22 protein-coding genes are annotated in these 20,470 nt (G+C 64.5%); 8 read left to right on the top strand and 14 right to left on the bottom strand.

The window, feature by feature from the left end; all coding sequences use genetic code 11:
• Nucleotides 1–111: 111 nt before the first annotated feature.
• From era to J7I92_RS06840, 4 genes are read right to left on the bottom strand one after another with little or no spacing between them, the layout of a single operon-like run.
• On the bottom strand, nucleotides 112–1,071 hold the full coding sequence (gene era, locus J7I92_RS06855) for a GTPase Era (protein ID WP_214838784.1): 960 nt from the start codon (nucleotides 1,069–1,071) through the stop codon (nucleotides 112–114).
• Nucleotides 1,055–2,398 (bottom strand): hemolysin family protein, encoded by a 1,344-nt coding sequence (locus tag J7I92_RS06850; protein WP_214838782.1) that lies wholly within the window; start codon nucleotides 2,396–2,398, stop codon nucleotides 1,055–1,057. Before J7I92_RS06850 ends, era begins: the two co-directional genes overlap by 17 nt.
• Nucleotides 2,395–2,868: an rRNA maturation RNase YbeY gene (ybeY, locus tag J7I92_RS06845; RefSeq protein ID WP_214838771.1), complete on the bottom strand. Its 474-nt coding sequence runs from the start codon at nucleotides 2,866–2,868 to the stop codon at nucleotides 2,395–2,397. The genes J7I92_RS06850 and ybeY overlap by 4 nt, the downstream gene beginning before the upstream one ends.
• On the bottom strand, nucleotides 2,865–3,953 hold the full coding sequence (locus J7I92_RS06840) for a PhoH family protein (protein ID WP_214838769.1): 1,089 nt from the start codon (nucleotides 3,951–3,953) through the stop codon (nucleotides 2,865–2,867). Before J7I92_RS06840 ends, ybeY begins: the two co-directional genes overlap by 4 nt.
• A gap of 385 nt (nucleotides 3,954–4,338) precedes the next feature.
• On the opposite strand from J7I92_RS06840, the gene J7I92_RS06835 reads away from it, so the two are divergent.
• On the top strand, nucleotides 4,339–5,301 hold the full coding sequence (locus J7I92_RS06835; protein ID WP_214838767.1) for a GerMN domain-containing protein: 963 nt from the start codon (nucleotides 4,339–4,341) through the stop codon (nucleotides 5,299–5,301).
• A gap of 41 nt (nucleotides 5,302–5,342) precedes the next feature.
• On the opposite strand, the gene J7I92_RS06830 is transcribed toward J7I92_RS06835, so the two are convergent.
• From J7I92_RS06830 to hrcA, 3 genes are all read right to left on the bottom strand, one after another.
• Nucleotides 5,343–6,113: a 16S rRNA (uracil(1498)-N(3))-methyltransferase gene (locus tag J7I92_RS06830; RefSeq protein ID WP_214838765.1), complete on the bottom strand. Its 771-nt coding sequence runs from the start codon at nucleotides 6,111–6,113 to the stop codon at nucleotides 5,343–5,345.
• A 2-nt stretch (nucleotides 6,114–6,115) separates the two neighbouring features.
• Nucleotides 6,116–7,243 carry a molecular chaperone DnaJ gene (gene dnaJ / locus J7I92_RS06825; protein ID WP_214839079.1) on the bottom strand — a complete coding sequence of 376 codons (1,128 nt, stop codon included), beginning with the start codon at nucleotides 7,241–7,243 and terminating at the stop codon, nucleotides 6,116–6,118.
• A gap of 94 nt (nucleotides 7,244–7,337) precedes the next feature.
• Complete coding sequence (hrcA, locus tag J7I92_RS06820) at nucleotides 7,338–8,351, bottom strand: heat-inducible transcriptional repressor HrcA (protein ID WP_214838762.1); 1,014 nt, start codon at nucleotides 8,349–8,351, stop codon at nucleotides 7,338–7,340.
• 233 nt (nucleotides 8,352–8,584) lie between these two features.
• Between hrcA and J7I92_RS06815 the strand changes: the two genes are divergently transcribed.
• Nucleotides 8,585–9,436 (top strand): DUF3097 domain-containing protein, encoded by an 852-nt coding sequence (locus tag J7I92_RS06815; RefSeq protein ID WP_214838760.1) that lies wholly within the window; start codon nucleotides 8,585–8,587, stop codon nucleotides 9,434–9,436.
• Nucleotides 9,437–9,569: 133 nt separating this feature from the next.
• On the top strand, nucleotides 9,570–9,989 hold the full coding sequence (locus J7I92_RS06810) for a DUF4870 domain-containing protein (RefSeq protein ID WP_214838758.1): 420 nt from the start codon (nucleotides 9,570–9,572) through the stop codon (nucleotides 9,987–9,989).
• Between the two features lie 52 nt (nucleotides 9,990–10,041).
• Here the strand turns inward: J7I92_RS06810 and hemW are convergent, their stop codons facing one another.
• Nucleotides 10,042–11,271, bottom strand: a complete 1,230-nt coding sequence (gene hemW / locus J7I92_RS06805) for a radical SAM family heme chaperone HemW (protein ID WP_214838755.1) — start codon at nucleotides 11,269–11,271, stop codon at nucleotides 10,042–10,044.
• Between the two features lie 36 nt (nucleotides 11,272–11,307).
• Nucleotides 11,308–13,161: a translation elongation factor 4 gene (gene lepA, locus J7I92_RS06800; protein ID WP_214838753.1), complete on the bottom strand. Its 1,854-nt coding sequence runs from the start codon at nucleotides 13,159–13,161 to the stop codon at nucleotides 11,308–11,310.
• A 195-nt stretch (nucleotides 13,162–13,356) separates the two neighbouring features.
• Between lepA and J7I92_RS06795 the strand changes: the two genes are divergently transcribed.
• A complete protein-coding gene (locus tag J7I92_RS06795; protein ID WP_214838751.1) occupies nucleotides 13,357–13,944 on the top strand; it encodes a type II toxin-antitoxin system PemK/MazF family toxin in 588 nt (195 codons plus the stop codon).
• 202 nt (nucleotides 13,945–14,146) lie between these two features.
• Nucleotides 14,147–14,407: a 30S ribosomal protein S20 gene (gene rpsT / locus J7I92_RS06790; RefSeq protein WP_011692086.1), complete on the top strand. Its 261-nt coding sequence runs from the start codon at nucleotides 14,147–14,149 to the stop codon at nucleotides 14,405–14,407.
• Between the two features lie 149 nt (nucleotides 14,408–14,556).
• On the opposite strand, the gene holA is transcribed toward rpsT, so the two are convergent.
• The 4 genes from holA to J7I92_RS06775 form a co-directional block, all read right to left on the bottom strand.
• On the bottom strand, nucleotides 14,557–15,573 hold the full coding sequence (gene holA / locus J7I92_RS06785; protein WP_214838750.1) for a DNA polymerase III subunit delta: 1,017 nt from the start codon (nucleotides 15,571–15,573) through the stop codon (nucleotides 14,557–14,559).
• Nucleotides 15,507–16,229, bottom strand: a complete 723-nt coding sequence (locus J7I92_RS06780) for a ComEC/Rec2 family competence protein (RefSeq protein WP_311380181.1) — start codon at nucleotides 16,227–16,229, stop codon at nucleotides 15,507–15,509. The genes holA and J7I92_RS06780 overlap by 67 nt, the downstream gene beginning before the upstream one ends.
• Nucleotides 16,230–16,523: 294 nt before the next feature.
• Nucleotides 16,524–16,691, bottom strand: coding sequence for a hypothetical protein (locus tag J7I92_RS24530; RefSeq protein WP_396020360.1), 168 nt, complete (start codon nucleotides 16,689–16,691; stop codon nucleotides 16,524–16,526).
• Nucleotides 16,692–16,700: 9 nt separating this feature from the next.
• Complete coding sequence (locus J7I92_RS06775) at nucleotides 16,701–16,979, bottom strand: hypothetical protein (RefSeq protein ID WP_214838749.1); 279 nt, start codon at nucleotides 16,977–16,979, stop codon at nucleotides 16,701–16,703.
• Nucleotides 16,980–17,072: 93 nt separating this feature from the next.
• Between J7I92_RS06775 and J7I92_RS06770 the strand changes: the two genes are divergently transcribed.
• The 3 genes from J7I92_RS06770 (at nucleotide 17,073) to J7I92_RS23775 (ending at nucleotide 19,088) form a co-directional block, all read left to right on the top strand.
• Nucleotides 17,073–17,486 (top strand): hypothetical protein, encoded by a 414-nt coding sequence (locus tag J7I92_RS06770; protein ID WP_214838748.1) that lies wholly within the window; start codon nucleotides 17,073–17,075, stop codon nucleotides 17,484–17,486.
• A gap of 45 nt (nucleotides 17,487–17,531) precedes the next feature.
• On the top strand, nucleotides 17,532–18,323 hold the full coding sequence (locus J7I92_RS06765) for a hypothetical protein (RefSeq protein WP_214838747.1): 792 nt from the start codon (nucleotides 17,532–17,534) through the stop codon (nucleotides 18,321–18,323).
• Between the two features lie 480 nt (nucleotides 18,324–18,803).
• On the top strand, nucleotides 18,804–19,088 hold the full coding sequence (locus J7I92_RS23775) for a hypothetical protein (RefSeq protein ID WP_251039537.1): 285 nt from the start codon (nucleotides 18,804–18,806) through the stop codon (nucleotides 19,086–19,088).
• 487 nt (nucleotides 19,089–19,575) lie between these two features.
• On the opposite strand, the gene J7I92_RS06755 is transcribed toward J7I92_RS23775, so the two are convergent.
• On the bottom strand, nucleotides 19,576–19,803 hold the full coding sequence (locus tag J7I92_RS06755) for a hypothetical protein (protein ID WP_214838746.1): 228 nt from the start codon (nucleotides 19,801–19,803) through the stop codon (nucleotides 19,576–19,578).
• Nucleotides 19,804–20,470: the final 667 nt, after the last annotated feature.

Raw genomic sequence — 20,470 nt, 5'->3', positions numbered from 1 at the left:
GCAGGCTGACGGCGGGCAGGCTGGCGGCGGCGACCGGGCAGGCTGGCGGCGGGCAGGCTGGCGGCGGCGACCCGGGGACGAGCCCCGGGTCCTCAGGAAAAACGGCGGCGCCTAGAAACCAAGCTTGACCAGCTGCTTTGGATCCCGTTGCCAGTCCTTGGCGACCTTCACGTGCAGGTCCAGGTAGACCCGTGTTCCGAGCAGCGCTTCGATTCCCTTGCGCGCGTTGGTGCCGACTTCCCGCAGCCGGGCGCCGCCCTTTCCGATGATGATGGCCTTCTGGGACGGCCGCTCGACGTAGAGGTTCACCCTGACGTCAAGGAACGGGCTGTCCTCGGGCCGGCCCTCGCGGGGCACAATCTCCTCCACCACCACGGCCAGGGAGTGCGGAAGCTCGTCCCGGACACCCTCCAGCGCTGCTTCGCGGATAAGCTCGGCCACCATGACGGCCTCGGGCTCGTCGGTGAGGTGGCCGTCCGGATAAAGCGGCGGCGACGGCGGCATGTGGCTGATCAGGACATCTGCCACCGTGCCCACCTGGAAACCGTCAGTGGCCGACACGGGCACGATGTCCTTCCATCCCTCTTCGCCGAGGACTTCACGGCCCAGGGCGGCGACGGCCAGCAGCTGTTCCGTCAGTGCCTGCCGGTCCACGAGGTCGGCCTTGGTCACAATGGCGATGATGGGCTTCTTCCCGACCCCTGCCAGCTGCGTGGCGATGAAGCGGTCGCCCGGTCCGATCTTTTCGTTGGCCGGGAGGCAGAAGCCGATGGCGTCCACTTCGGACAAGGTGTCGGCCACGAGATCGTTGAGGCGCTTGCCGAGCAGTGTCCGCGGCCGGTGCAGGCCCGGCGTATCGACAAGGATCAGCTGGGCGTCGTCACGGTGGACGATTCCCCGGATGGTGTGCCGCGTTGTCTGCGGCTTGGCCGAAGTGATCGCGACTTTTTGGCCCACCAGGGCGTTGGTCAACGTGGACTTTCCGGCGTTGGGCCTGCCCACGAGGATCGAAAATCCGGCCCGGAAGCCGCCAAACGCCTCGCTGCCGTCCGCTTTATTCTGCTTGCTCACGTGGAACTCCCTGTTGCGTTGTTTCGGCCTCGTCGACAAGGTCTTCAAGGTCAGTCTGTTCTGCTAGGGCGCCCTTTGCAACGGGCGCCGCGACGATATGGCTCACCCTGTTGCGGCGGCCCTCCAGGCGGTCGGCCCGCAGCGAGATCCCGTGCACTTCGACGGTGCTGCCCACGATGGGAACCCTGCCGAGGGCTTTGGCCAGCAGGCCGCCCACGGTGTCCACTTCGTCGTCGTCGAGCTCCCGGTCGAAGAGCTCACCGAGGTCGTCAATGCTCATCCGCGCACTGACCCGGTAACTGCCGTCACCAAGTGCGACGGCTTCGGCGCTCTCGGTGTCGTATTCATCCACGATCTCGCCGACAATCTCCTCGATGAGGTCCTCGAGGGTGACCAGGCCGGCCGTTCCGCCGTACTCGTCGATCACGATGGCCACATGCGTGGATTCCTTCTGCAGTTCCCGGAGCAGGTCACTGACCGGCTTGGACTCCGGGACATAGCGCACTTCGCGGGCCAGTTCATCCACAAGGGGCGGTTCTTCGCCCGGACCCAGGCCGTGCAGTGCGGCGGCAACGTCCTTGAGGTACACGATGCCCAGAATCTTGTCCGTGTTGTCGCGGATGACGGGCATCCGGGAGTATCCGGACCGCAGGAACAGGGACATTGCCCGGTGCAGGCTGGACCCGGCATCAATGCTGAGGATGTCCGTGCGGGGCACCATCACGGCCCGGACCAGGGTGTCCCCGAAGTCGAACACCGACTGGATCAGCTCGGCCTCGTTGTCCTCGATCATGTCCGATTCCGTGGCGCGGTCCACCAGTTCCCGGAATTCTTCCTCACTGAACGAGCCATCGTCGCCGCCGCGCGCACCCGGTGCCACGGCGCTGCCCAGGGCGACGAGCCACCCCGGAATGGGGCCCAATACCCAGCATAGGAAACGGATGAGCGGCGCGGTGAACCGGACGACGCCGGCGGCGTGGGCACGCCCCAGCTGCCGCGGCGACACCCCGACGATTACAAAGCCGACGAGGGCCATGATTCCGGTGGCGGCAAGCCCGGCGAGCCATACACTGTCCAGGAGGCTGTGCAGGAGGACGGCAACGGACACTGCCGACGCCATCTCAAACCAGATCCGCCAGAACCGCAGTGAGCGCATGTGCGCCACCGGCTGGTCCAGGATGCCCTTCAGGGCCCGCCCGTCGCTTCGAAGAACGGCCTCCTCGGCGTCGTGGCGCGGCAGGAAATTAAAAGCGGCCTCGGCCGCGGTCAGCACGGCGGCAAAACTGAGGAAAACCAGCGCCATGCCAACAAGGATCAGTGGGGTCACTGAATCGTCTCTGACGGGGCTTCTTTACCGGTGAAGCCCTCAAGCAGCTCCCGCTGGAGACCGAACATCTCCTCTTTTTCCTCCGGCTCGGCGTGGTCATAGCCCAGGAGGTGCAGAATGCCGTGGGTGGTGAGCAGCAGCATCTCGTCCTGGGTGGAATGCCCGGCGTTCCTGGCCTGGACTTCCGCGACCTGCGGGCACACGGCGATATCGCCGAGCATGCCTTGTGGTGTGGGCTTGTCCGGAGTGCCCGGAGTGAGTTCGTCCATGGGAACGGACAGGACGTCAGTGGCGCCGGGCTCATCCATGAGTTCGATGTGCAGCTTTTCCATGGCAGGTTCGTCCACCAGCAGGATGGACAGCTCGGCCTGCGGATGGATGTACAAGCGTTCGAACACGTACCGGGCCAGGGAAACGAGCTGGGCTTCGTCCACGCGGACGCCGGATTCGTTGTTTACTTCGATGCTCATGCGTGCTCTCCCCGCTTCTCCCGGGCCACGGAATGCTTCACCCGGTTCCTCTGTGCCTCGTCCCAGATGCCGTACGCATTGACAATGTCGCCGACCAGCCGGTGTCGGACCACGTCCGAGGCATCCAGCACGCTGAAATTCACGTCGTCGATGCCTTGGAGGATTTCCTCCACGATCCGGAGGCCGGAACGGGTTCCGAAGGGCAGGTCGACCTGGGTGACGTCACCGGTGACCACCATTTTGGAGCCGAATCCGAGCCGCGTCAGGAACATCTTCATCTGTTCGGGCGTGGTGTTCTGGGCTTCGTCGAGGATGATGAAGGCGTCATTCAGGGTGCGGCCGCGCATGTAGGCCAGCGGAGCCACTTCAATGGTTCCCGCCGCCATCAGGCGTGGAATGGACTCCGGATCCATCATGTCGTGGAGCGCATCATAGAGCGGACGGAGGTACGGGTCGATCTTGTCGCTGAGGGTTCCCGGCAGGAAGCCCAGCCGTTCACCGGCCTCGACGGCGGGCCGGGTAAGGATGATCCGGCTGACTTCCTTCTGCTGCAGGGCCTGGACAGCCTTGGCCATCGCAAGGAAGGTCTTGCCCGTACCTGCGGGTCCGATTCCGAAGATCACTGTGTTGGCATCAATGGCGTCCACATAGTTCTTCTGGTTCAGCGTCTTGGGACGGATCGTCTTGCCGCGGCTGGACAGGATGTTGTAGGTCAGCACTTCAACGGGGTTCTGGAGCGATTGGCTCCGGAGCAGGGCCGCGAGCTGCTGGAGCACTGCGGGGGTAATGACCGTTCCCCGCTCAACGAGGCCGCGCACTTCATGGATCAGCCGCATGATGCGGGGAACATCCGCGGCGGGGCCGCTGATGGCCAGTTCGTTGCCGCGGACGTGGAAGTCCACCGCCGGGAACTGCTCCTCGATGAAACGGAGGGCTTCGTCGTGGCTGCCGAGGGACTGAACCATCTGTTCGGAGTTGTCGAAGATGACCACCTCCGTCCGGACACCGGGAAGACTATGGGGAAATTCACCTGTGGTGCGCTCTCCGGCGCTGAGCCGGGGCCTTCCGTTTGTTGCTTCAGTCATGGTGCCGGCCTGCGGGCCTCTGGTCCCCTCCAGTTAGGAAATCGGTCGCTCCGACCGATCCGTTCGCCCCCGCTGCAGCAGCGTCGGGCTCCGTGCCGGGCCGAGTCCTTATATCTTACGCCAGTACGCCGCGGCGAGGCCGCGGAGGAAGGTGGTCCTGCTTTCCGCCGCAACCGTTTCGTTGCAGGTTCCCGTCATTAGGTATCAACTTCGTATCGGCCTCATATCGTTCCCGTTGCAGTTCGCCCGACCGTCAGGAAACGCCGCTGGGGGCCATGGTGTCTATGCAATGCTGGAAATCCGGTCCGGCTTGCGCGGGCCACAGACGACCACAAAGACAACGCACGGAAGTGCACAAGGAAGGGCGGAGGAACCGACAGGCACTATGGAGATCAGCTATCCACGACGCCGGAGGACAACGGCAAGCCGGCGGACACGTTCCGCCCTGCTCGCGTTTGTGCTGCCCGCCGCCATGATGCTTTCCGCCTGTGTCGCCACGCCCCAGCCTTCCGCGAGCACCGTAGCGAGCACGCCGCAGCCGGTCAACGAATCCGCCACCTCGGGCGCGCCCAGCACCAGCGCACCGCTGGAAACCACCCAGGCCTCCAACAAGGCCCCCGTGTACTGGATCGGGCGCAGCAACGATAACGTCTTTCTTTATCGTGAATTCCGCGACGTTCCCGAGCAGGAAAATCCGGTCACCCGGGCGCTGCGTTCGATGATGTCCGAAAAACCCCTGGATCCCGATTTCTTCACCCCCTGGCAGAACCCGAAGAAGCTCGCCACGTCGATCTCCGGCAAGAACGTGATCACAGTGGACGTCTCACCGGACGCCTTCAATAGCAACCTTGACGAGGACATGGCAAAGCGGGCTGTCCAACAGCTGGTGTACACGGCAACTGCCGCAGGGGCCAGTTCAGGGCTGGTTGACTCCGGCCAGCAGATCCAGGTGGTCATCCTGGTTGATGGACATACGGATTACCTTGCCTTCAATCACGTCAGGCTGGGCTCTCCCACTCCCCGCGGCGTGGGCATGGTGGCGCCCGTCTGGATCATCGATCCACAGGAGGGCGTGGGCGTTGCGGACGGCAGTGTCAAGATCAGCGGGCGGAGCACGCTCCCCGGGGGAAAACTCCGCTGGAAGATTTTGAAGGTTGAAGGCGGCAGCGACAAGACTGCCTATTTGAGCGGTGACGTCACGACGTCGACCGAACAGAGCCAGTCAGGGCTCTTCTCCCTGAACGTCAACCTCGCCCCGGGGAACTACGAAGTCCGCGTCTCCCAGATTGATCCCGGGCAGCCCGACCGGGAAATGAATGTGGACACCCGCGGTTTCAAGGTCGAATAGCGCGCCTGCATTTCAGGAGAACCCTGAAGCCGGCTATGCCGCTACCAGCGGCCCAGAATGTCGCTGGCCAGGACCGTGGCGGCAGGCCCTGCCGTCGAAGACCGCAGCACGTGGTGCCCCAGGAGGGCTGTCACGGCGCCCGCGCTGCAAAGCTTGGTGATTTCCCGCGGACCGATGCCGCCTTCCGGCCCCACAATCAGGAGGATCTCGCACGGCCCCGGCCCCCGCCCGCCGCTGTCGCGCCACGATTCCAGCACGGTGCGAAGCGGCCGGACGGCATCCTCGTGGAGGATGATGGCCAGGTCCGCAGCGGCTACGGCGGCCGCCAGACCGGAGCCGTCGACGGCGGCACGCACTTCGGGAATCCACGCCCGCCGGGCCTGTTTCGCCGCGGCGGTCACCACGGACTGCCATTTGGCATGGGCCTTCGCTGCGCGCTCGCCTTTCCACCGGACAATCGATCGTTCCGACTGCCACGGCACGACGGCGTCAATCCCCAGTTCCGTGGCCGTTTCAGCGGCAAGTTCGTCACGGTCCCCTTTGGCCAGAGCCTGGACCAGGACCAGTCGGAGGTCCGGGCGCTCCTCCGTTTCGAGGGCCGAACACTCCACCGTCAGCTCCCCCTGGCCTACGGCGGAAACCTTACCGGTAAGCCGCTTCCCCGCGCCGTCGGCGATGTCCACGGACTCCCCCACCGAAATCCGCTTGACGGTGACGGCGTGCCGCGCTTCGGGACCCTGCAGGACATAACGCGAACCGGGAACCTGCTGGTCCAGCGCCCCAGGGGTTGCGAAAAAGACCGGGTTGCTCACCGCTACAGGTTACCGAGCCGGTCCCGCAGCTTGGCGAAGACGCCGCCGCTGGCGGCGAGTTTTCCCTCGGTGTACTGCTCGCCGCGCAGCTTGGCCAGCTGCCGCAGGAGGTCCTCCTGCGCGGCATCGAGCTTGGCAGGGGTCTCGACCTGCAGATGGACTTTAAGGTCGCCGCGGCCGTAACCCCGGAGGTGGGTGACGCCGAGCCCGCGCAGGGTGATGACTTCACCGGACTGCGTGCCAGCCTTGACGTCGATTTCCTGCTGGCCGTCGAAGGTGTCCAGGCTGAGCTCGGTGCCCAGTGCGGCAGCGGTCATCGGGATGTTCAGGGTGGCGTGCAGGTCATCGCCGTCCCGCACGTACGTGGGGTCGTTGTTGACCCGGATCTCCACGTACAGGTCGCCGGAGGGGCCGCCGGCCGGGCCGGCCTCACCCTGGCCGCCAAGCTGGATGCGCGTTCCGGTGGCAACGCCGGCGGGCACCTTGACCGTCAGCGAGCGGCGGCTGCGGATGCGGCCCTGCCCGTTGCACTCGTTGCAGGGGTCCTTGATGATGGTGCCGAAGCCTTCGCAGGAGCCGCAGGGCGCGGCGGTCATGACCTGGCCGAGGATGGAGCGGACGGCCCGCTGGACCTGGCCGCTGCCGCCGCAGATGTCGCAGCGCTCGGGGTGCGTGCCCGCCTGGCAGCAGGAGCCTTCGCAGGTGGGGCAGGTGACGGCGGTGTCCACTTCAAGTTTCTTGTTGACGCCGAACACGGCGTCCCGAAGGTCGATCCGGACGCTGATGAGGGCGTCCTGGCCGCGGCGCACCCGGGAGGCGGGACCGGATGAGCCGCCGGCGCCGAAGAACGTGTCGAAGATGTCCTGGAAGGCAAAGCCCTGGCCCGAGTAGCCTGCACCGCCGAACCCGTTGTCGGTACCGTTCTCGTTGCCCGTGGTGTCGTACACTCGGCGCTTTTGCGGGTCGGACAGCACTTCGTAGGCGTGCGTGACAGCCTTGAAGCGCTCCGAGGCATCGGCACCGGGATTGACGTCCGGGTGCAAGGTTCGCGCAAGCTTTCGGTAGGCCTTCTTGATCTCTTCGCCCGTCGCTTCGGGTGAGACTCCAAGAACGTCGTAGTGGCTGCTCAAAGTTCGTATCTCTTCCTGGTTGTACTGCCTGTGATGCTGCTGCCGCATCCCGGAAGCCGGGTCGCGGAGGGCCTGGTTGGTTATTGGGGACCGGTCACGGTCCAAGGATCCTGGAAAGGTAGCGGGCCACGGCGCGGACCGCGGCCATGGTGGTGGGGTAGTCCATCCGGGTGGGGCCGAGGACGCCCACCTTGGCGCTGGACCCGGGGCCGTAGCCCGTGGCCACCACCGACGCTTCCGCGAGTCCGTCGTACGGATTCTCGCGGCCGATGCTGACGGTAACCCCGCGGGGGTCCTGTGCCATCTCGCTGAGCAGGCGGAGCATTACCACCTGTTCCTCAAGGGCCTCGAGGACCGGGCCGATGCTCAGCGGGAAGTCAACATTGGACCGTGCGAGGTTGGCGGTTCCGGCCATCACCATCCGCTCTTCGCGGGTGCTGCTGGCAAGGGCGTCCAGTCCACGGGCCAGCGACTGGGCGGCGTGCCGGAGTGAGGGTTCACAGGCGGCGACGACGGCGGGCAGCGCCTGCGGGAGCAGGCTCAGCCGCGTCCCGGCCAGGCTCTTCAGGAACAGGGTGCGAAGGCCGGCAAGGGCGTCGTCGCCGAGTTCCTGCCCGACGTCGATAACGCGCTGTTCAACCTTACCGGTGTCCGCAATGAGCACCGTCAGGACCTGGCGCGGGGCCAGCAGCACGAATTCGATGTGCCGCACCATCGCGCGGCTCAGGTGGGGATACTGCACCACTGCAACCTGGTTGGTCAACTGCGAGAGCAGCCGCACCGTGCGCTCCAGGACATCATCCAGGTCCTCGGATCCTTCCAGAAGGTTCTGGATGGCCCGCCGCTCCGCCTGCGACAACGGCTTCACGGCGGAAATCTGGTCGACGAAGAGCCGGTAGCCCTTGTCCGTCGGTATCCTGCCCGCGCTCGTGTGCGGCGCCGTGATCAGGCCTTCGTCTTCCAGGGCGGCCATGTCATTGCGGATGGTTGCACTGGAGACTCCCAGGTGGTGCCGCTCCACCAGGGCCTTGGAGCCTACGGGTTCACGGGAATGGACGTAGTCCTCCACGATGGCGCGCAGTACTTCAAGCTTGCGTGGTTCGCTCATTCTCCACCTCCGATCGGCTCTGCCGGGCCTTGGCCCGTGGTTGCACCCGGGGCCCGTTAGCACTCGTCATGTCTAAGTGCTAACCAGTCTAATATGAGTCGCCGCGTTGTTAGCATTGGTACCGCTCCGGGCGAAACTCCGGCGCGGAACAGGATGTGCCGGGGAATGAAGCCACGGCCGCCCCGTTTCACCTCTCCTGTTTATTTTGTCTAGCGCAAGGCTGTGTCTATCCGATGTCGTACCAAAACTGGGGCCCGCAGGACATCACGGCTCCCCGGAAGTCCGAGCTTCCCGAGGTCCCGGTTGAACGCGGCATGGTGCTGGAAGACGTGCAGTCCGGCTGGGTGGGCGCTGTCACCAGGGTGGAAAAGTCCGGCGGGATGCACGTTGTGGCGTTGGAGGACCGCCGCGGCAAGTCACGCACTTTCCGCCTTGGCTACGGATTCCTGCTCGAGGGCCTGCCGATCCGGCTGATGCCTCCGGCTCCCCGCACCCAGGCTGCGGCCCCGGGTTCCAACAGGACAGCATCGGGCTCCGTGCGTGTCGCAGGCCAGCGCGCCCAGGTGGCCAAGGCCAGCCGCATCTGGGTGGAAGGCAAGCACGACGCCGAACTCGTGGAAAAGGTCTGGGGCGACGACCTCCGGGTGGAGGGCATCGTCGTCGAGCCTTTGCACGGCATCGACGATCTCACGGCGGCCGTTGCCGCGTTCCGGCCCGGGCCGGGCCGCCGGCTCGGAGTGCTGGTGGACCACCTGATTGCGGACTCGAAGGAATCGCGGATTGCCGACGCCGTGATGGCATCCCCAGGCGCCGCCGGCAACGTCCTGATCGTGGGCCATCCCTACGTTGACGTGTGGCAGGCGATCCGGCCCGCCGTTCTTGGGATTGACGCGTGGCCGGTGATTCCCCGGGGCGTGGACTGGAAGACCGGCATCCTGACGGCCTTCGGCTGGCCGCACGAGACGAAGGAAGACATCGGCCTGGGCTGGCAGAAGCTGCTGGGCGCCGTCCGCAGTTACGCGGACCTGGAACCGTCCCTGCTGGGCCGGGTGGAAGAGGTCATCGACTTCCTCACCGTCCCCTAGTTTCCTTGCCGGATCAGGCTGTTGGACTCTTCGAATGCCCGCCACACCCAGTATTCTTGATAAGGCGGTTGCTGTTGTGGCAGCCTCCGCTTTCCGGGAACCACCGCACCACTGCAATCCGAAGGACAACACTGTGGCAGAAGACGCACGTGAACAAAGGGACAACCAGGCCGGCCATGGCCAGCCCCAGTATCATGGTGTCCCCGCCAATGCACTGCCGCTGACGGCCAACGAGGACCGGCAGTGGGCCACGCTCGCCCACTTCGGCGGCATCCTGGGGTGCGTGCCGTCGCTATTGATCTACCTGATTTTCAAGGAGCGCGGGCCCTTCACGGCGCAGGAATCCAAGGAAGCGCTGAACTTCACGCTGCCGCCCACCATCGCCGCCGTCATCTGCAACATCTTGGTGCTGCTGCCCGTCATCGGAAACATCTTCGCGGTTCTTGCGACGTTGATTTGGATCGCCGTAACCTGCTTCTCGGTGGCAGCCGGCATCCACGTCAACCGCGGCCAGCCGCACCGCTACGAATTCAACCTGCGCTGGGTGAAGTAGCCGCCGGCACCGCTGGACGGGCAGGCCGGAGGAGCCGCCGGGGGTGGACAATTCAGTCCGGCAGGATCCTTCTGACCACGGCATCGGCAAGGAGCCTGCCCTTCAGGGTGAGGACGAGCCTCCCCTGGAACGCAGGGGCGGGATCCACCAGGCCGTCAGCGATAAGCCCGGCCACCGCGTGCCGCCCGGACGCTCCCAGGCCGGCAACCTCGAGTCCGCTGCTCAGTCTTGCTTCCAGCATGATCCGCTCAACGTTTCGGGTTTCGGCGTCGAGCGTTTCCCGGCCTGCCGCCGGCGAAACACCGTTGGCCAGCCTTCCCGCATAAGCGGTGGGGTGTTTCACGTTCCACCAGCGGACGCCGCCGACGTGTGAGTGTGCGCCGGGGCCGATCCCCCACCAGTCGTCCCCGCGCCAGTAGGCCAGATTGTGCCGGCACGCCTGCCCGGGCGTGCGCGACCAGTTGCTGACCTCATACCAGCCCAGGCCAGCAGCGGTGATGAGTTCGTCGGCGAGCTCATACTTTGCGGCATGGTCGTCGTCGTCGATTTGCGGCACTTCACCCCGCCGGATCTGGGCGGCCAGCTTGGTGCCGTCCTCCACGATCAGCGCGTAGGCGCTGATGTGGTCCGGTCCGTAGGAGAGTGCAGTCTCCAAGGAGTACCGCCAGTCCTCAAGGGACTCCCCCGGGGTGCCGTAAATGAGGTCCAGGCTGACGGCCAGGCCGGCTTCCCTGGCCCACTGCACCACCTGCGGCACCCTGCTGGGTGTGTGCGTACGGTCGAGGACCTTCAGCACGTGCGGGACGGCCGACTGCATGCCGAAGGAGATCCGGGTGAAGCCGGCGTGCGCCAGCAGCCGCAGCGATTCGGGGGTGACGGAATCCGGGTTGGCTTCGGTGGTGACTTCGGCGCCGGGCGCCAATCCCCATTGCCCTATTGCGGCAGTGAGGATGCGGGCCAGGTCCTGGGCGGGCAGCAGCGTGGGCGTGCCGCCGCCGAAAAAGACAGTTCCCAGGGGGCGGTCGGGCAGTCCGCTGCCTTTGAGCGCCTTGGCCGCGAATTCCACCTCTGAAATGGCGGTGGAGGCGTAGGCGTCCTGGGACGCCCCGCCGCCCAGCTCCGTCGCGGTGTACGTGTTGAAGTCGCAGTAACCGCAGCGGACGGCGCAGAAGGGGATGTGGACATACAGCCCGAATGCCCGCCGGGCGGCGCCGTCAGCAGCCTGCGCTGGAAGCAGGCCGTCCGACGGCGCGGGGTCGCCCAAAGGCAGAACGCTAGGCATTGCTGCGGCCTCCGGAGGTTCCGGCCACGGTCATCACTACTTCTTGGCCTTGTCCTTGGACTCGTCGGTGGTGAGAGCTGCGATGAACGCCTCCTGCGGCACTTCCACGCGGCCCACCATTTTCATGCGCTTCTTGCCTTCCTTCTGCTTCTCCAGCAGTTTGCGCTTACGGGTGATGTCACCGCCGTAGCACTTGGCAAGGACGTCCTTGCGGATGGCGCGGATGCTTTCGCGGGCGATGATCCGGGAACCGATGGCCGCCTGGATGGGCACCTCGAACTGCTGCCTGGGAATGAGTTCACGGAGCTTGCCTGTCATCATCACGCCGTAGGCGTAGGCCTTGTCGCGGTGCGTGATGGCGCTGAAGGCATCCACCTGTTCGCCCTGGAGCATGATGTCCACCTTGACAAGGTCGGCGACCTGATCGCCGTCGGCCTTCCAGTCAAGCGAGCCGTAGCCGCGGGTCTTGGACTTGAGGATGTCGAAGAAATCGAAAACGATTTCGGCAAGCGGCAGGCGGTACCGGATTTCCACCCGGTCCTCGGAGAGGTAATCCATGCCGCCCATGACGCCACGGCGGCTCTGGCACAACTCCATGATGGCCCCGACGAACTCGTTCGGCGCCAGGATGGTGGCGGACACCATGGGCTCGCGGACTTCGGACACTTTGCCGGTGGGGTATTCACTGGGGTTCGTGACGTGGACAACCTTCTTGTCCTCGAGTGTCACCTCGTACTCCACGTTGGGGGCAGTGGAGATCAGGTCCAGCTTGTATTCACGTTCGAGGCGTTCGCGGGTGATCTCCAAGTGCAGCAGCCCCAAAAAGCCAACGCGGAAGCCGAAGCCCAGCGCGGCCGAGGTTTCCGGCTCATAGATCAGGGCGGCGTCGTTGAGCATCAGCTTTTCCAACGCGTCGCGGAGCACCGGATAGTCGGTGCCGTCCAGCGGGTACAGGCCGGAGAACACCATGGGCTTGGCGTCAGCATAGCCGGCCAGCGACTGCGCGGCGGGCTTGGCCATGTTGGTTACGGTGTCGCCGACCTTGGACTGGCGGACGTCCTTCACGCCGGTGATCAGGTAGCCCACTTCGCCGACGCCCAGGCCCTTGGACGGCGTGGGCTCCGGGGAGCTCACACCGATCTCGAGCAGTTCGTGGGTGGCTCGGGTGGACATCATCTGGATCCGCTCCCGCGGGTGCAGCATGCCGTCAACCACCCGGACGTAGGTGACCACGCCGCGGTAGGTGTCGTAGACCGAGTCGAAGATCATGGCGCGGGCAGGGGCGTTCGGGTCGCCCACCGGGGCGGGCAGATCGCGGACGATCTTGTCCAGCAGGACCTCGACGCCGGCGCCGGTCTTGCCGGAGACACGCAGCACGTCGTCGGGATCGCCGCCGATCAGGTTGGCGAGCTCCTCGGCGTACTTCTCGGGCTGGGCCGCGGGAAGGTCGATCTTGTTCAGGACCGGGATGATGGTGAGGTTGTTTTCCATCGCCAGGTACAGGTTGGCGAGGGTCTGGGCCTCGATGCCCTGGGCGGCGTCCACCAGCAGCACTGCGCCTTCGCAGGCCGCGAGGGAACGGGAGACCTCGTAGGTGAAGTCCACGTGGCCGGGGGTGTCGATCATGTTCAACGCGTAGCTGGTGCCGTCGACCTCCCACGGCATGCGGACGGCCTGGGACTTGATGGTGATGCCGCGCTCACGTTCAATGTCCATGCGGTCCAGATACTGGGCCTTCATGTCACGGGACTGAACGACGCCGGTGTACTGCAGCATGCGGTCAGCCAGAGTGGATTTACCGTGGTCAATGTGCGCAATAATGCAGAAGTTCCGGATGATGGCCGGATCTGTTGCGGCGGGCACCGGGGCGGTGCGGGCCATGGGAGACACGCAGGGTCCTTACTGTTGGCATTTCCGCGGCTGTGGTCAGGATGGCCGTGGCCACCGCGGGACCTGCCGCACGTGAACTTCTAGTGTCCCACGTCCTGCCCCCACTCGGTGCATTGTTTGCGGGACCGCCGTTTGCTGGTCGGGCGCACATGGCCGCACAAGATCTGCCCCCGCGGTGCGCAGTATCGTTGCAGGATGGCATTGAACCTCCACTCACTCGGCAAGGCTGTCCGCACCGCTATCCGGTTCTTGGAACGGCGTCCCGCCGCTGGCCGCCCCCGGCCGACCGCTCCCCGCCCAGCCCCGGGCCGTCCGAGTGCGCCCCGCAGCGCAGCTCCGGCAGGTACAGCAGCTCCGGCACGTACAGCAGGAGGAGTCAGTGGAAAATACCCGGGCGACTTCACGGGCGCCGCGAGTGCCAAGTACGCCCCGGCCCCCAACGGCAAGCCGGAACCGGGCGAGATCGTATGGACCTGGGTCCCCTATGAAGAAGACCATTCGCAGGGCAAGGACCGGCCGGTGCTCCTGATCGGAAGCCGCGGGCGCTATCTGCTGGGACTCATGCTCACCAGCAGAGACCACGACCAGGACGACCGCGGCGGAGCCAACTACGTGGACATCGGGACCGGCATGTGGGACCGGCAGGGCCGTCCCAGTGAAGCGAAGCTGGACCGCATCCTGCAGATCAGCCCGGCTGACATCCGCAGGGAAGGCGCCATCCTGGACAAGAAGCGATTCGACGCGGTCGCCACGGCCCTCCGTGAGGTTCACGGCTGGAACTGACCTGCGCGGGCGGGAGACCGACCCGCAGGAGTCTGCGGCTGGCAAACCACGCTGCAGTCCGTCTGCTATTATTGACAGCTGTGTGTCCGTGCAGGTCGACGGCCACTGATGGTTGGCCGCCATAGGTATCCCCACGCCGCTCAGTCAATGGCCAATCTGAAAGCCCTCTAGACCATTTCCGCATTAAAAAGAGAGTTCACACGTGGCTAATATCAAGTCCCAGAAGAAGCGCATCCTCACCAACGAGAAGGCTCGCCTGCGCAACAACGCAGTCAAGTCCGAGCTGAAGACGGCCATCCGCGCCGTCAACACCGCCGTTGAGTCCACCGACAAGGATGCCGCTGCTGCTGCGCTGGTTGCTGCAAGCCGTAAGCTGGATAAGGCTGTCAGCAAGGGCGTTCTTCACAAGAACAACGCTGCAAACCGCAAGTCGGCGATCTCCAAGAAGGTCAACGCACTCTAAGGTTTTCCAGTTCAACTGAACTGATGATTGTGGCCGGCGCCCTCAGGGGTGCCGGCCACATCCGTTTAAGCCGCTCTCTTGCGGCCTTGCGGGCGGCTTCCACGCCGACCGTCCTCCGGAGGCGGCCGCGAAGTGGCTGCCTGCGGCCCTTAGTTGCGGCGGACCGAGGTCGCGATGACGGTGACGGCGTGCTCCACTGCATAGACCGGATCGCGGGCGAGGCCCTTGACCTGGGCGTCCGCTTCGGCGGTCACCTGGATAGACCGGACCAGCCCTTCGGGCGTCCAGCGGCGTACGTCCCGCTGTGCCTGTTCCACCAGCCACGGCTGCATGCCGAGCTGCCGCGCGATCTGGGCCGAGGACCCCTGGGCGCCTGCCACCTTGGCGACCGTACGGAGTTTGGCGGCCAGGGCTGCGACCAGCGGCACGGGGTCCGCTCCCGTTGCAAGGGCGTGGCGGAGCGTGGACAGCGCCAGTGGTCCGTTGCCGGCCAGGGCGGCGTCAGCCACTTTGAAGGCAGTCGCCTCGATCCGGCCGCCGTAATAGCGGTCCACCATGTCCGTATCAACAGCTGTGGCCGCGTCCGCGATGAGCTGGCTGCAGGCGGCGGCGAGTTCGGACAGGTTGGCGCCGACCGCGTTTACCAGGGCATGGACAGCCTCGGGTTGGATGCGCCGCGAGGCCGCCTTGAATTCGGCGGCGACGAAGGCGGACTTGTCGGCGTCTTTCTTCAGCGGCTGGCAGTCGACCACGGGCCAGCCGGCGGCCTTGATCGCATCGAGCAGCTTCTTGCCACGCACTCCGCCGCCGTGCCGAATCACCAGAACGGCGTCCGGCTCAGGGTCTGCCAGATACTTGAGCGCATCTGCGAGGAAGGCATCGTTCATCGATTCCGCCGACTCGACTTCAATCAGCTTGGATTCCCCGAAGAGTGAAGGGCTGACGTTCATGGCCAGGGACCCGGGTTCGTAGCTTCCGGCGTTGAGCTTGCTGATTTCCACGTCGGGCTGCGCTGCGCGGACCTGCGACCTGATGTGATCCATGGCCCTGATGCCCAGATATTCTTCGGGGCCGCCGATCAGGACAACCCGGGCCGGAGTCACGTCCCGCCAGGTGGCCGTCGCCGAGGTCGCCGGTTTGGATCGTGCTTTGGGCGCAGCAGCCACTCTGGTTTCCTCCCGGACTTCGGACTAATACCTCTAAGACTCCCACGGTGGCGTCGCGCTTCCAAGCCAGCGAAGACCGTCCAGAGGTCCAGCACGTTGACGACGCTTCGATGGCTACCCAGGACCAGCCTCCACGTACCGGCGGGGTGAAGGACCAGCCACAGTGCCAGCAGCTTACAGGCTGACAAAGACACCATGGTGAGGGCACCGAACGGCCCCTCAGGCCACGGCAGGCCGGCACCCGCAACCGCCATCGGTACGACGGCTGCCCAGGGGGCCAGGGCCACCAGCGGGACCGCAGCGGTGCCGAGGATGGTGACAGGTGCCACCAGCGGGGCCGCCACCATGTTGGCCAGCAGCGCGTACGACGAAAACTGCGGCTGCAGCAGAACGATCACCGGCCCGCAGAACAGCTGCGCGGAAAGCGGAACGGCGAGGCCGGCGGCCAACCAGCGCGGAACGACCGCCGGTAGCCATTCCATGATCCGCGGGCCGGCCAGCACGATGCCTAGCGTGGCCAGTACGGACAGGAGGAAGCTGAAGCTGGTCCCCAGCGCGGGATCGGCCAGCAGGAGCCCGATCACCGCAAGGCAGAGGAAGCTGAGTCCGCGTCCGGCACGGCCGCCGGCAAGCGATACCAGCCCGATCGCTCCCATCAGCGCGGCCCGGAGGACACTGGCATCCAGGCCACCATCACGACGAACAGGGCGAGCCCGGTAAGCGCAGCCGCTGCCGCGGTTGCCCGCGGCAGGCGGGCACTTCGGGCGGCAAGCAACAGCGCACCTAGGATTAGGCTGCAGTTCGCGCCAGTGATTGTTGACTTGGGAGGTGGGTCCTTCTTAGGCAGGATCTCCCCTGCTTGCCTAGTCCCAGCCATACGTGCCTCAAGGCAGCGTTCCGCGATGTGCTTGTACTGAGGGTTCGCTTCCCGTTGCCCATGGCCTTCCCTGTCACCTCGAGGCATGTTGAAGCTTCGAGGGCTGGGCTGATCCCGAACGGGGGTTACTCAGATGGCACTGCCGATAGAAATCGCCCGCCCGCCGGCTCGCTAGGGAGATATATGCGACGCCTTGCGCCTGAGCCCACGATTCGACCTCAGCCATCAAAGCCTGTCCCACACCTTGCCGTCATACCCGCTCGGCCACCATTACCTCTTCGACCCAGGCAGCAGGGCCGTTGGCAAGAAAGGTGGCTCGGCAATGGGCTAGAAGGTAGCCGACGACGGATCCGTCACCCTGCTCGGCTACCAGGACAAGCGTCTGGGGCGCTTGGAGCAACGAACGGAGTGTTAGGCCAAAGGGTTCCCGCTTCGGCGCGAACGTGCGCGCGAAATCATGAACAAGAAGCCACACGTTATCAGCATCGTTGATGGAGGCACGTCTGATCGTCATGGTGATGTCTGGCATCTGCCTACATTAGCCGGGGCGGTCGGCAGGCGGCGGCATCTGCAATGCTGTTCAGCATGACGATCGCATTTGAATAGCGCGGAATGGTTCGGAATGAAGAAATCAACGAACTGCACGCAGAAGGCTTTTTCCTGGAACAACTTTGCCGGATGGTGGCCCAGGTTCGAGCAACAGGTCCTGGATCCACTGCTAAATGGGCACCCGGCCCCCTACCAGCAAAGGGATTGGGAGGGGGACGAGTTCGGTGATTCCCTGGGACAGACAACGGTGAACTGGAGTCCGGTGGTGCTCATCGAAGGCGTCACGTGCACCAGAAAAGAGAGCATTGGCAGGATTGCATTCGCGGTATGGGTGGAGGCTCCAAAGGAAGAGCGTCTGCAACGCGGCATGAAGCGGGACGGAGAAGGTCACAGGGCGCTTTGGCCTAGCTGGATGGATGAAGAGGACAACTTCTTCGCTTCGGATAAAACGCGACTCCGCCCTGACCTCATTGTTCCTAGAAACTAGGGCAAGTGAGACCGCCGTTCCCTGCTCGCCTCGTATAGTGATCAGGTGCATCCTCCGATCGAAACCCAAGCTGAATTCCGGGCCGCCGGGACCCTGTTCAAGCTGGAGGGCGGCCGAGGAACGGCCTGGAGAGTCGGCCACGTGACGCTGAAGCCTCTTGATGTGCTTCCCGAAGAGTTGCTCTGGTTGGACGAAGTCGCGCGCGAACACAGCGCCGGCAATGAGCTGCGCCTGAGCCTTCCGATCAGAAGCCGGTCAGGCAAGCTCATTGTCGACGGCTGGACGGCATTTCCCTACCTCACCGGCGAGCACCAGCCCGGCAGATGGACGGAACTGGCAAAAATCGCGCGTGACTTCAGCGCGCTTTTCGCTCAAGTACAGCGCCCTGACTTTGTCGATAAGCGAACCCACGCCTGGGCCAAGGCTGACCGTTTCGCCTGGGGAGAATATGACGGTCCGCCCATCACGGCTCCCTACATCGCAGACCTCGTGAGCACACGGCGGCAGGTGTTCGATCCCCCTGGCATCGTTCATGGCGATCTCACCGGAAATGTCTTGTTCGACCCCGTTCTTCCACCCGCCGTCATCGATTTGACCCTCTACTGGCGTCCCCTGAACTACTCAATTGCCGTGATCGCCATTGACGCCGTCTGCTTCGAGGGTGCGCCGCTGTCTCTGCTCGAAACGATCAGCCCGGCGCTGGACTTTCCTCAGTACCTTATCCGCGCTTTGCTGTTTAGGCTCGTGACGGACGGTCTCAATGGCCTGCCAGCGTCTGAACACGGCGTCTACAACACTGCCGTTGGCCGCGTCCTTGAACTCGCCGACGGTCAATGACCTGTACGGGTTCGGGGTCATCCTATGCGGGTGTGCCACCTTCCCCAGGGGGAGGACCGCCGGAGGCCCGTCTCGCCCCTCCCCTCCCCCGTCGTTCCAGCTTGGCTTACCGGGATGACCTCCCGGAGCCGGGGCCGGGCAATTGACGGGTGGAACAGGTTCTGGTGGAGACGTCGGCGGAGGGTGTGCCGCTGCGTTTTGAGTACCACTGACTGACGGACCCACCACCAGACCCGCCAGGTTCTATGGGCAGCGCGGCGCTACCATTGAGTCCGATGATCATATGGCTCAATGGCACGCACGGCGCAGGGAAAACGACGACCAGCGCATTCGTGCAGCAGCTGATCCCTGATTCTCGGGTGTTTGACGCTGAGAAGGTCGGTGAGACGCTCCTGGACATCACGCCTGGGCTGCCCGAAACGGACAACTTCCAGCACTGGCCGTGTACTCGACTTCACCGGTGGCACTTTGGTGATGCCCATGACGGTCCTGGTCGAGGAGTATTGGCGCGAGATCGGCGCGGGCTTTGCCGAACATGCCATTCCCGTACGCCACTTCGTCCTCCACGCCGACCAGGACACCCTCCGCGGGCGCATCGCGGGGGACAATGTTCTTGGCCCCAACTCCCCGTTCCGTCTCAAATACCTTGAGCCCTACGCTGAGGCCGCCCGCACGTGGCTGCACGACGAAGCCGAAGTCGTCGACACGACACATCTCACGCCAGCACAGGCCGCACTGCAGATCGCAGAGGCCGTCAAGAATTGAGATCCATCCGCCCCTTCTCACCCCTCCACTCCCCCGCCGTTCCAGCCTGGATTACCGGCATGGCCTGTTGTATCCAGGGCCGTAAAATTGAGGGGTGGAACAGGTTTTAGTGGAAATCTCGGCCGCCGGTGTTCCGGTGAGCTTTGAGTATCACGGGCGAACCTGGGCGCTCGCGTCTGAGCCGATGCGCTGGTATGAGCGCGGCTTGGTCTTGACCTGCGGGCCGTATCCGGGCTGGGTGTGTTTGCAGGCGTCTTGAGATCCCTTTTTGTCACCTTCCGAAAACACGGTGACTCACAGCCATAATCAACTAGTGGCAGAAAACAAGAAGTTCGACAGCAAGGCCCTTGTCAAAGCAGGCCTCAAGAAGGCCCTGGACGTTCAGCAACCATTAGCGGTCGATAACATTGAGCGTTTGCGACGATTCATCCTGACAAGTCTCCCGCAGAGCTCCTGTCGTACGTGAACAGGTGGTATCTCGGTGTGGTTACAGCGACTGGGGCAGGCGCAGCGGCCATGTCCCAAATGGATTAGTCCCGGACACCCAGGACAATGCTTCGGCGACACCGCAGTTCCAGGAAAGGAATTCGCCGTCGTAGACGTCACCGATCGTGACGTAACCCTCGGCGAGCAGATGTCCGAGGTACAGCAGAACAACGCGGTCTTCCCGCGCTTGATGGTGCCTGGCTACGGATGAGGCAGCCGAAGAGGCCAAGGCTCATGTAGTCCCCGTGGTTGTCCACGAGAATTCTTGCGATCAGCTTCTTGTCAAGACGGGATTCACTGACGCCAGGCAGTTCCAGGAGATCATCTCCAGGTGCCGGCAGAACGTTTGCCCTGGCCCTCACGCCGGAGGGTAGCTCGTATCTGGGGCTCGGAGATCTTTGAGTCCGCATGGGAGTGTCCTTTCTGTTCTGTGAAGGCCGTCCCGATTCATCCGCGCTCCATGCGGGGCGGTCCGGCCAAGGTCTCTGTGCTGAGCGTTAGACGGTCTCGGAAATTTTTTGTGGGGGCAGAGAGCGCATGGCTGGCCGGTTGTCGGTTGCATTGCCCGTCCGCCTTTCCGTTTTCCACGCGATGCCGCGACCGCAATCAGCGACCCCATCAGCAGAATGAGGAGTACCCCACCCAGGAGACACACATCAACGAGGGCGCCAACGGCAAGCATGAATAGAACCTGGACCTCGACGCTCTCAGGTGTGAGAAGGCTTCCCGGCACGATCCCGTTGATTGCAATTGAGATGTTCTCTCCTCCATTCTGCAAAGGGACGCGCTTACGGGCCGCAAAGAACGATAAGGGGTGGGTTTTGGTTGTGGCCGGCCGGTCAGGGTCCGGCCGGCCACGGTTCGTGTTCCACGCTCCACGGGGGGTGTCGTGCGCG

Source organism: Arthrobacter sp. ISL-72, assembly GCF_018613755.1.
In the GTDB taxonomy this organism is placed as follows: Bacteria; Actinomycetota; Actinomycetes; order Actinomycetales; family Micrococcaceae; genus Arthrobacter.
Note: the sequence above shows the minus strand (reverse complement) of the source record. Positions and strands in the feature narration are given on the sequence as shown.

What these genes read in the sequence shown, in the direction of transcription:
- ybeY (WP_214838771.1), bottom strand. Translation starts at nt 2,868, where the DNA reads ATGAGCATCGAAGTAAACAACGAATCCGGCGTCCGCGTGGACGAAGCC.
- J7I92_RS06840 (WP_214838769.1), bottom strand. Translation starts at nt 3,953, where the DNA reads ATGACTGAAGCAACAAACGGAAGGCCCCGGCTCAGCGCCGGAGAGCGC.
- J7I92_RS06835 (WP_214838767.1), top strand. Translation starts at nt 4,339, where the DNA reads ATGGAGATCAGCTATCCACGACGCCGGAGGACAACGGCAAGCCGGCGG.
- hrcA (WP_214838762.1), bottom strand. Translation starts at nt 8,351, where the DNA reads ATGAGCGAACCACGCAAGCTTGAAGTACTGCGCGCCATCGTGGAGGAC.
- J7I92_RS06815 (WP_214838760.1), top strand. Translation starts at nt 8,585, where the DNA reads ATGTCGTACCAAAACTGGGGCCCGCAGGACATCACGGCTCCCCGGAAG.
- hemW (WP_214838755.1), bottom strand. Translation starts at nt 11,271, where the DNA reads ATGCCTAGCGTTCTGCCTTTGGGCGACCCCGCGCCGTCGGACGGCCTG.
- J7I92_RS06795 (WP_214838751.1), top strand. Translation starts at nt 13,357, where the DNA reads ATGGCATTGAACCTCCACTCACTCGGCAAGGCTGTCCGCACCGCTATC.
- J7I92_RS06780 (WP_311380181.1), bottom strand. Translation starts at nt 16,229, where the DNA reads ATGGGAGCGATCGGGCTGGTATCGCTTGCCGGCGGCCGTGCCGGACGC.
- J7I92_RS06775 (WP_214838749.1), bottom strand. Translation starts at nt 16,979, where the DNA reads ATGCCAGACATCACCATGACGATCAGACGTGCCTCCATCAACGATGCT.
- J7I92_RS06770 (WP_214838748.1), top strand. Translation starts at nt 17,073, where the DNA reads ATGAAGAAATCAACGAACTGCACGCAGAAGGCTTTTTCCTGGAACAAC.
- J7I92_RS23775 (WP_251039537.1), top strand. Translation starts at nt 18,804, where the DNA reads ATGACGGTCCTGGTCGAGGAGTATTGGCGCGAGATCGGCGCGGGCTTT.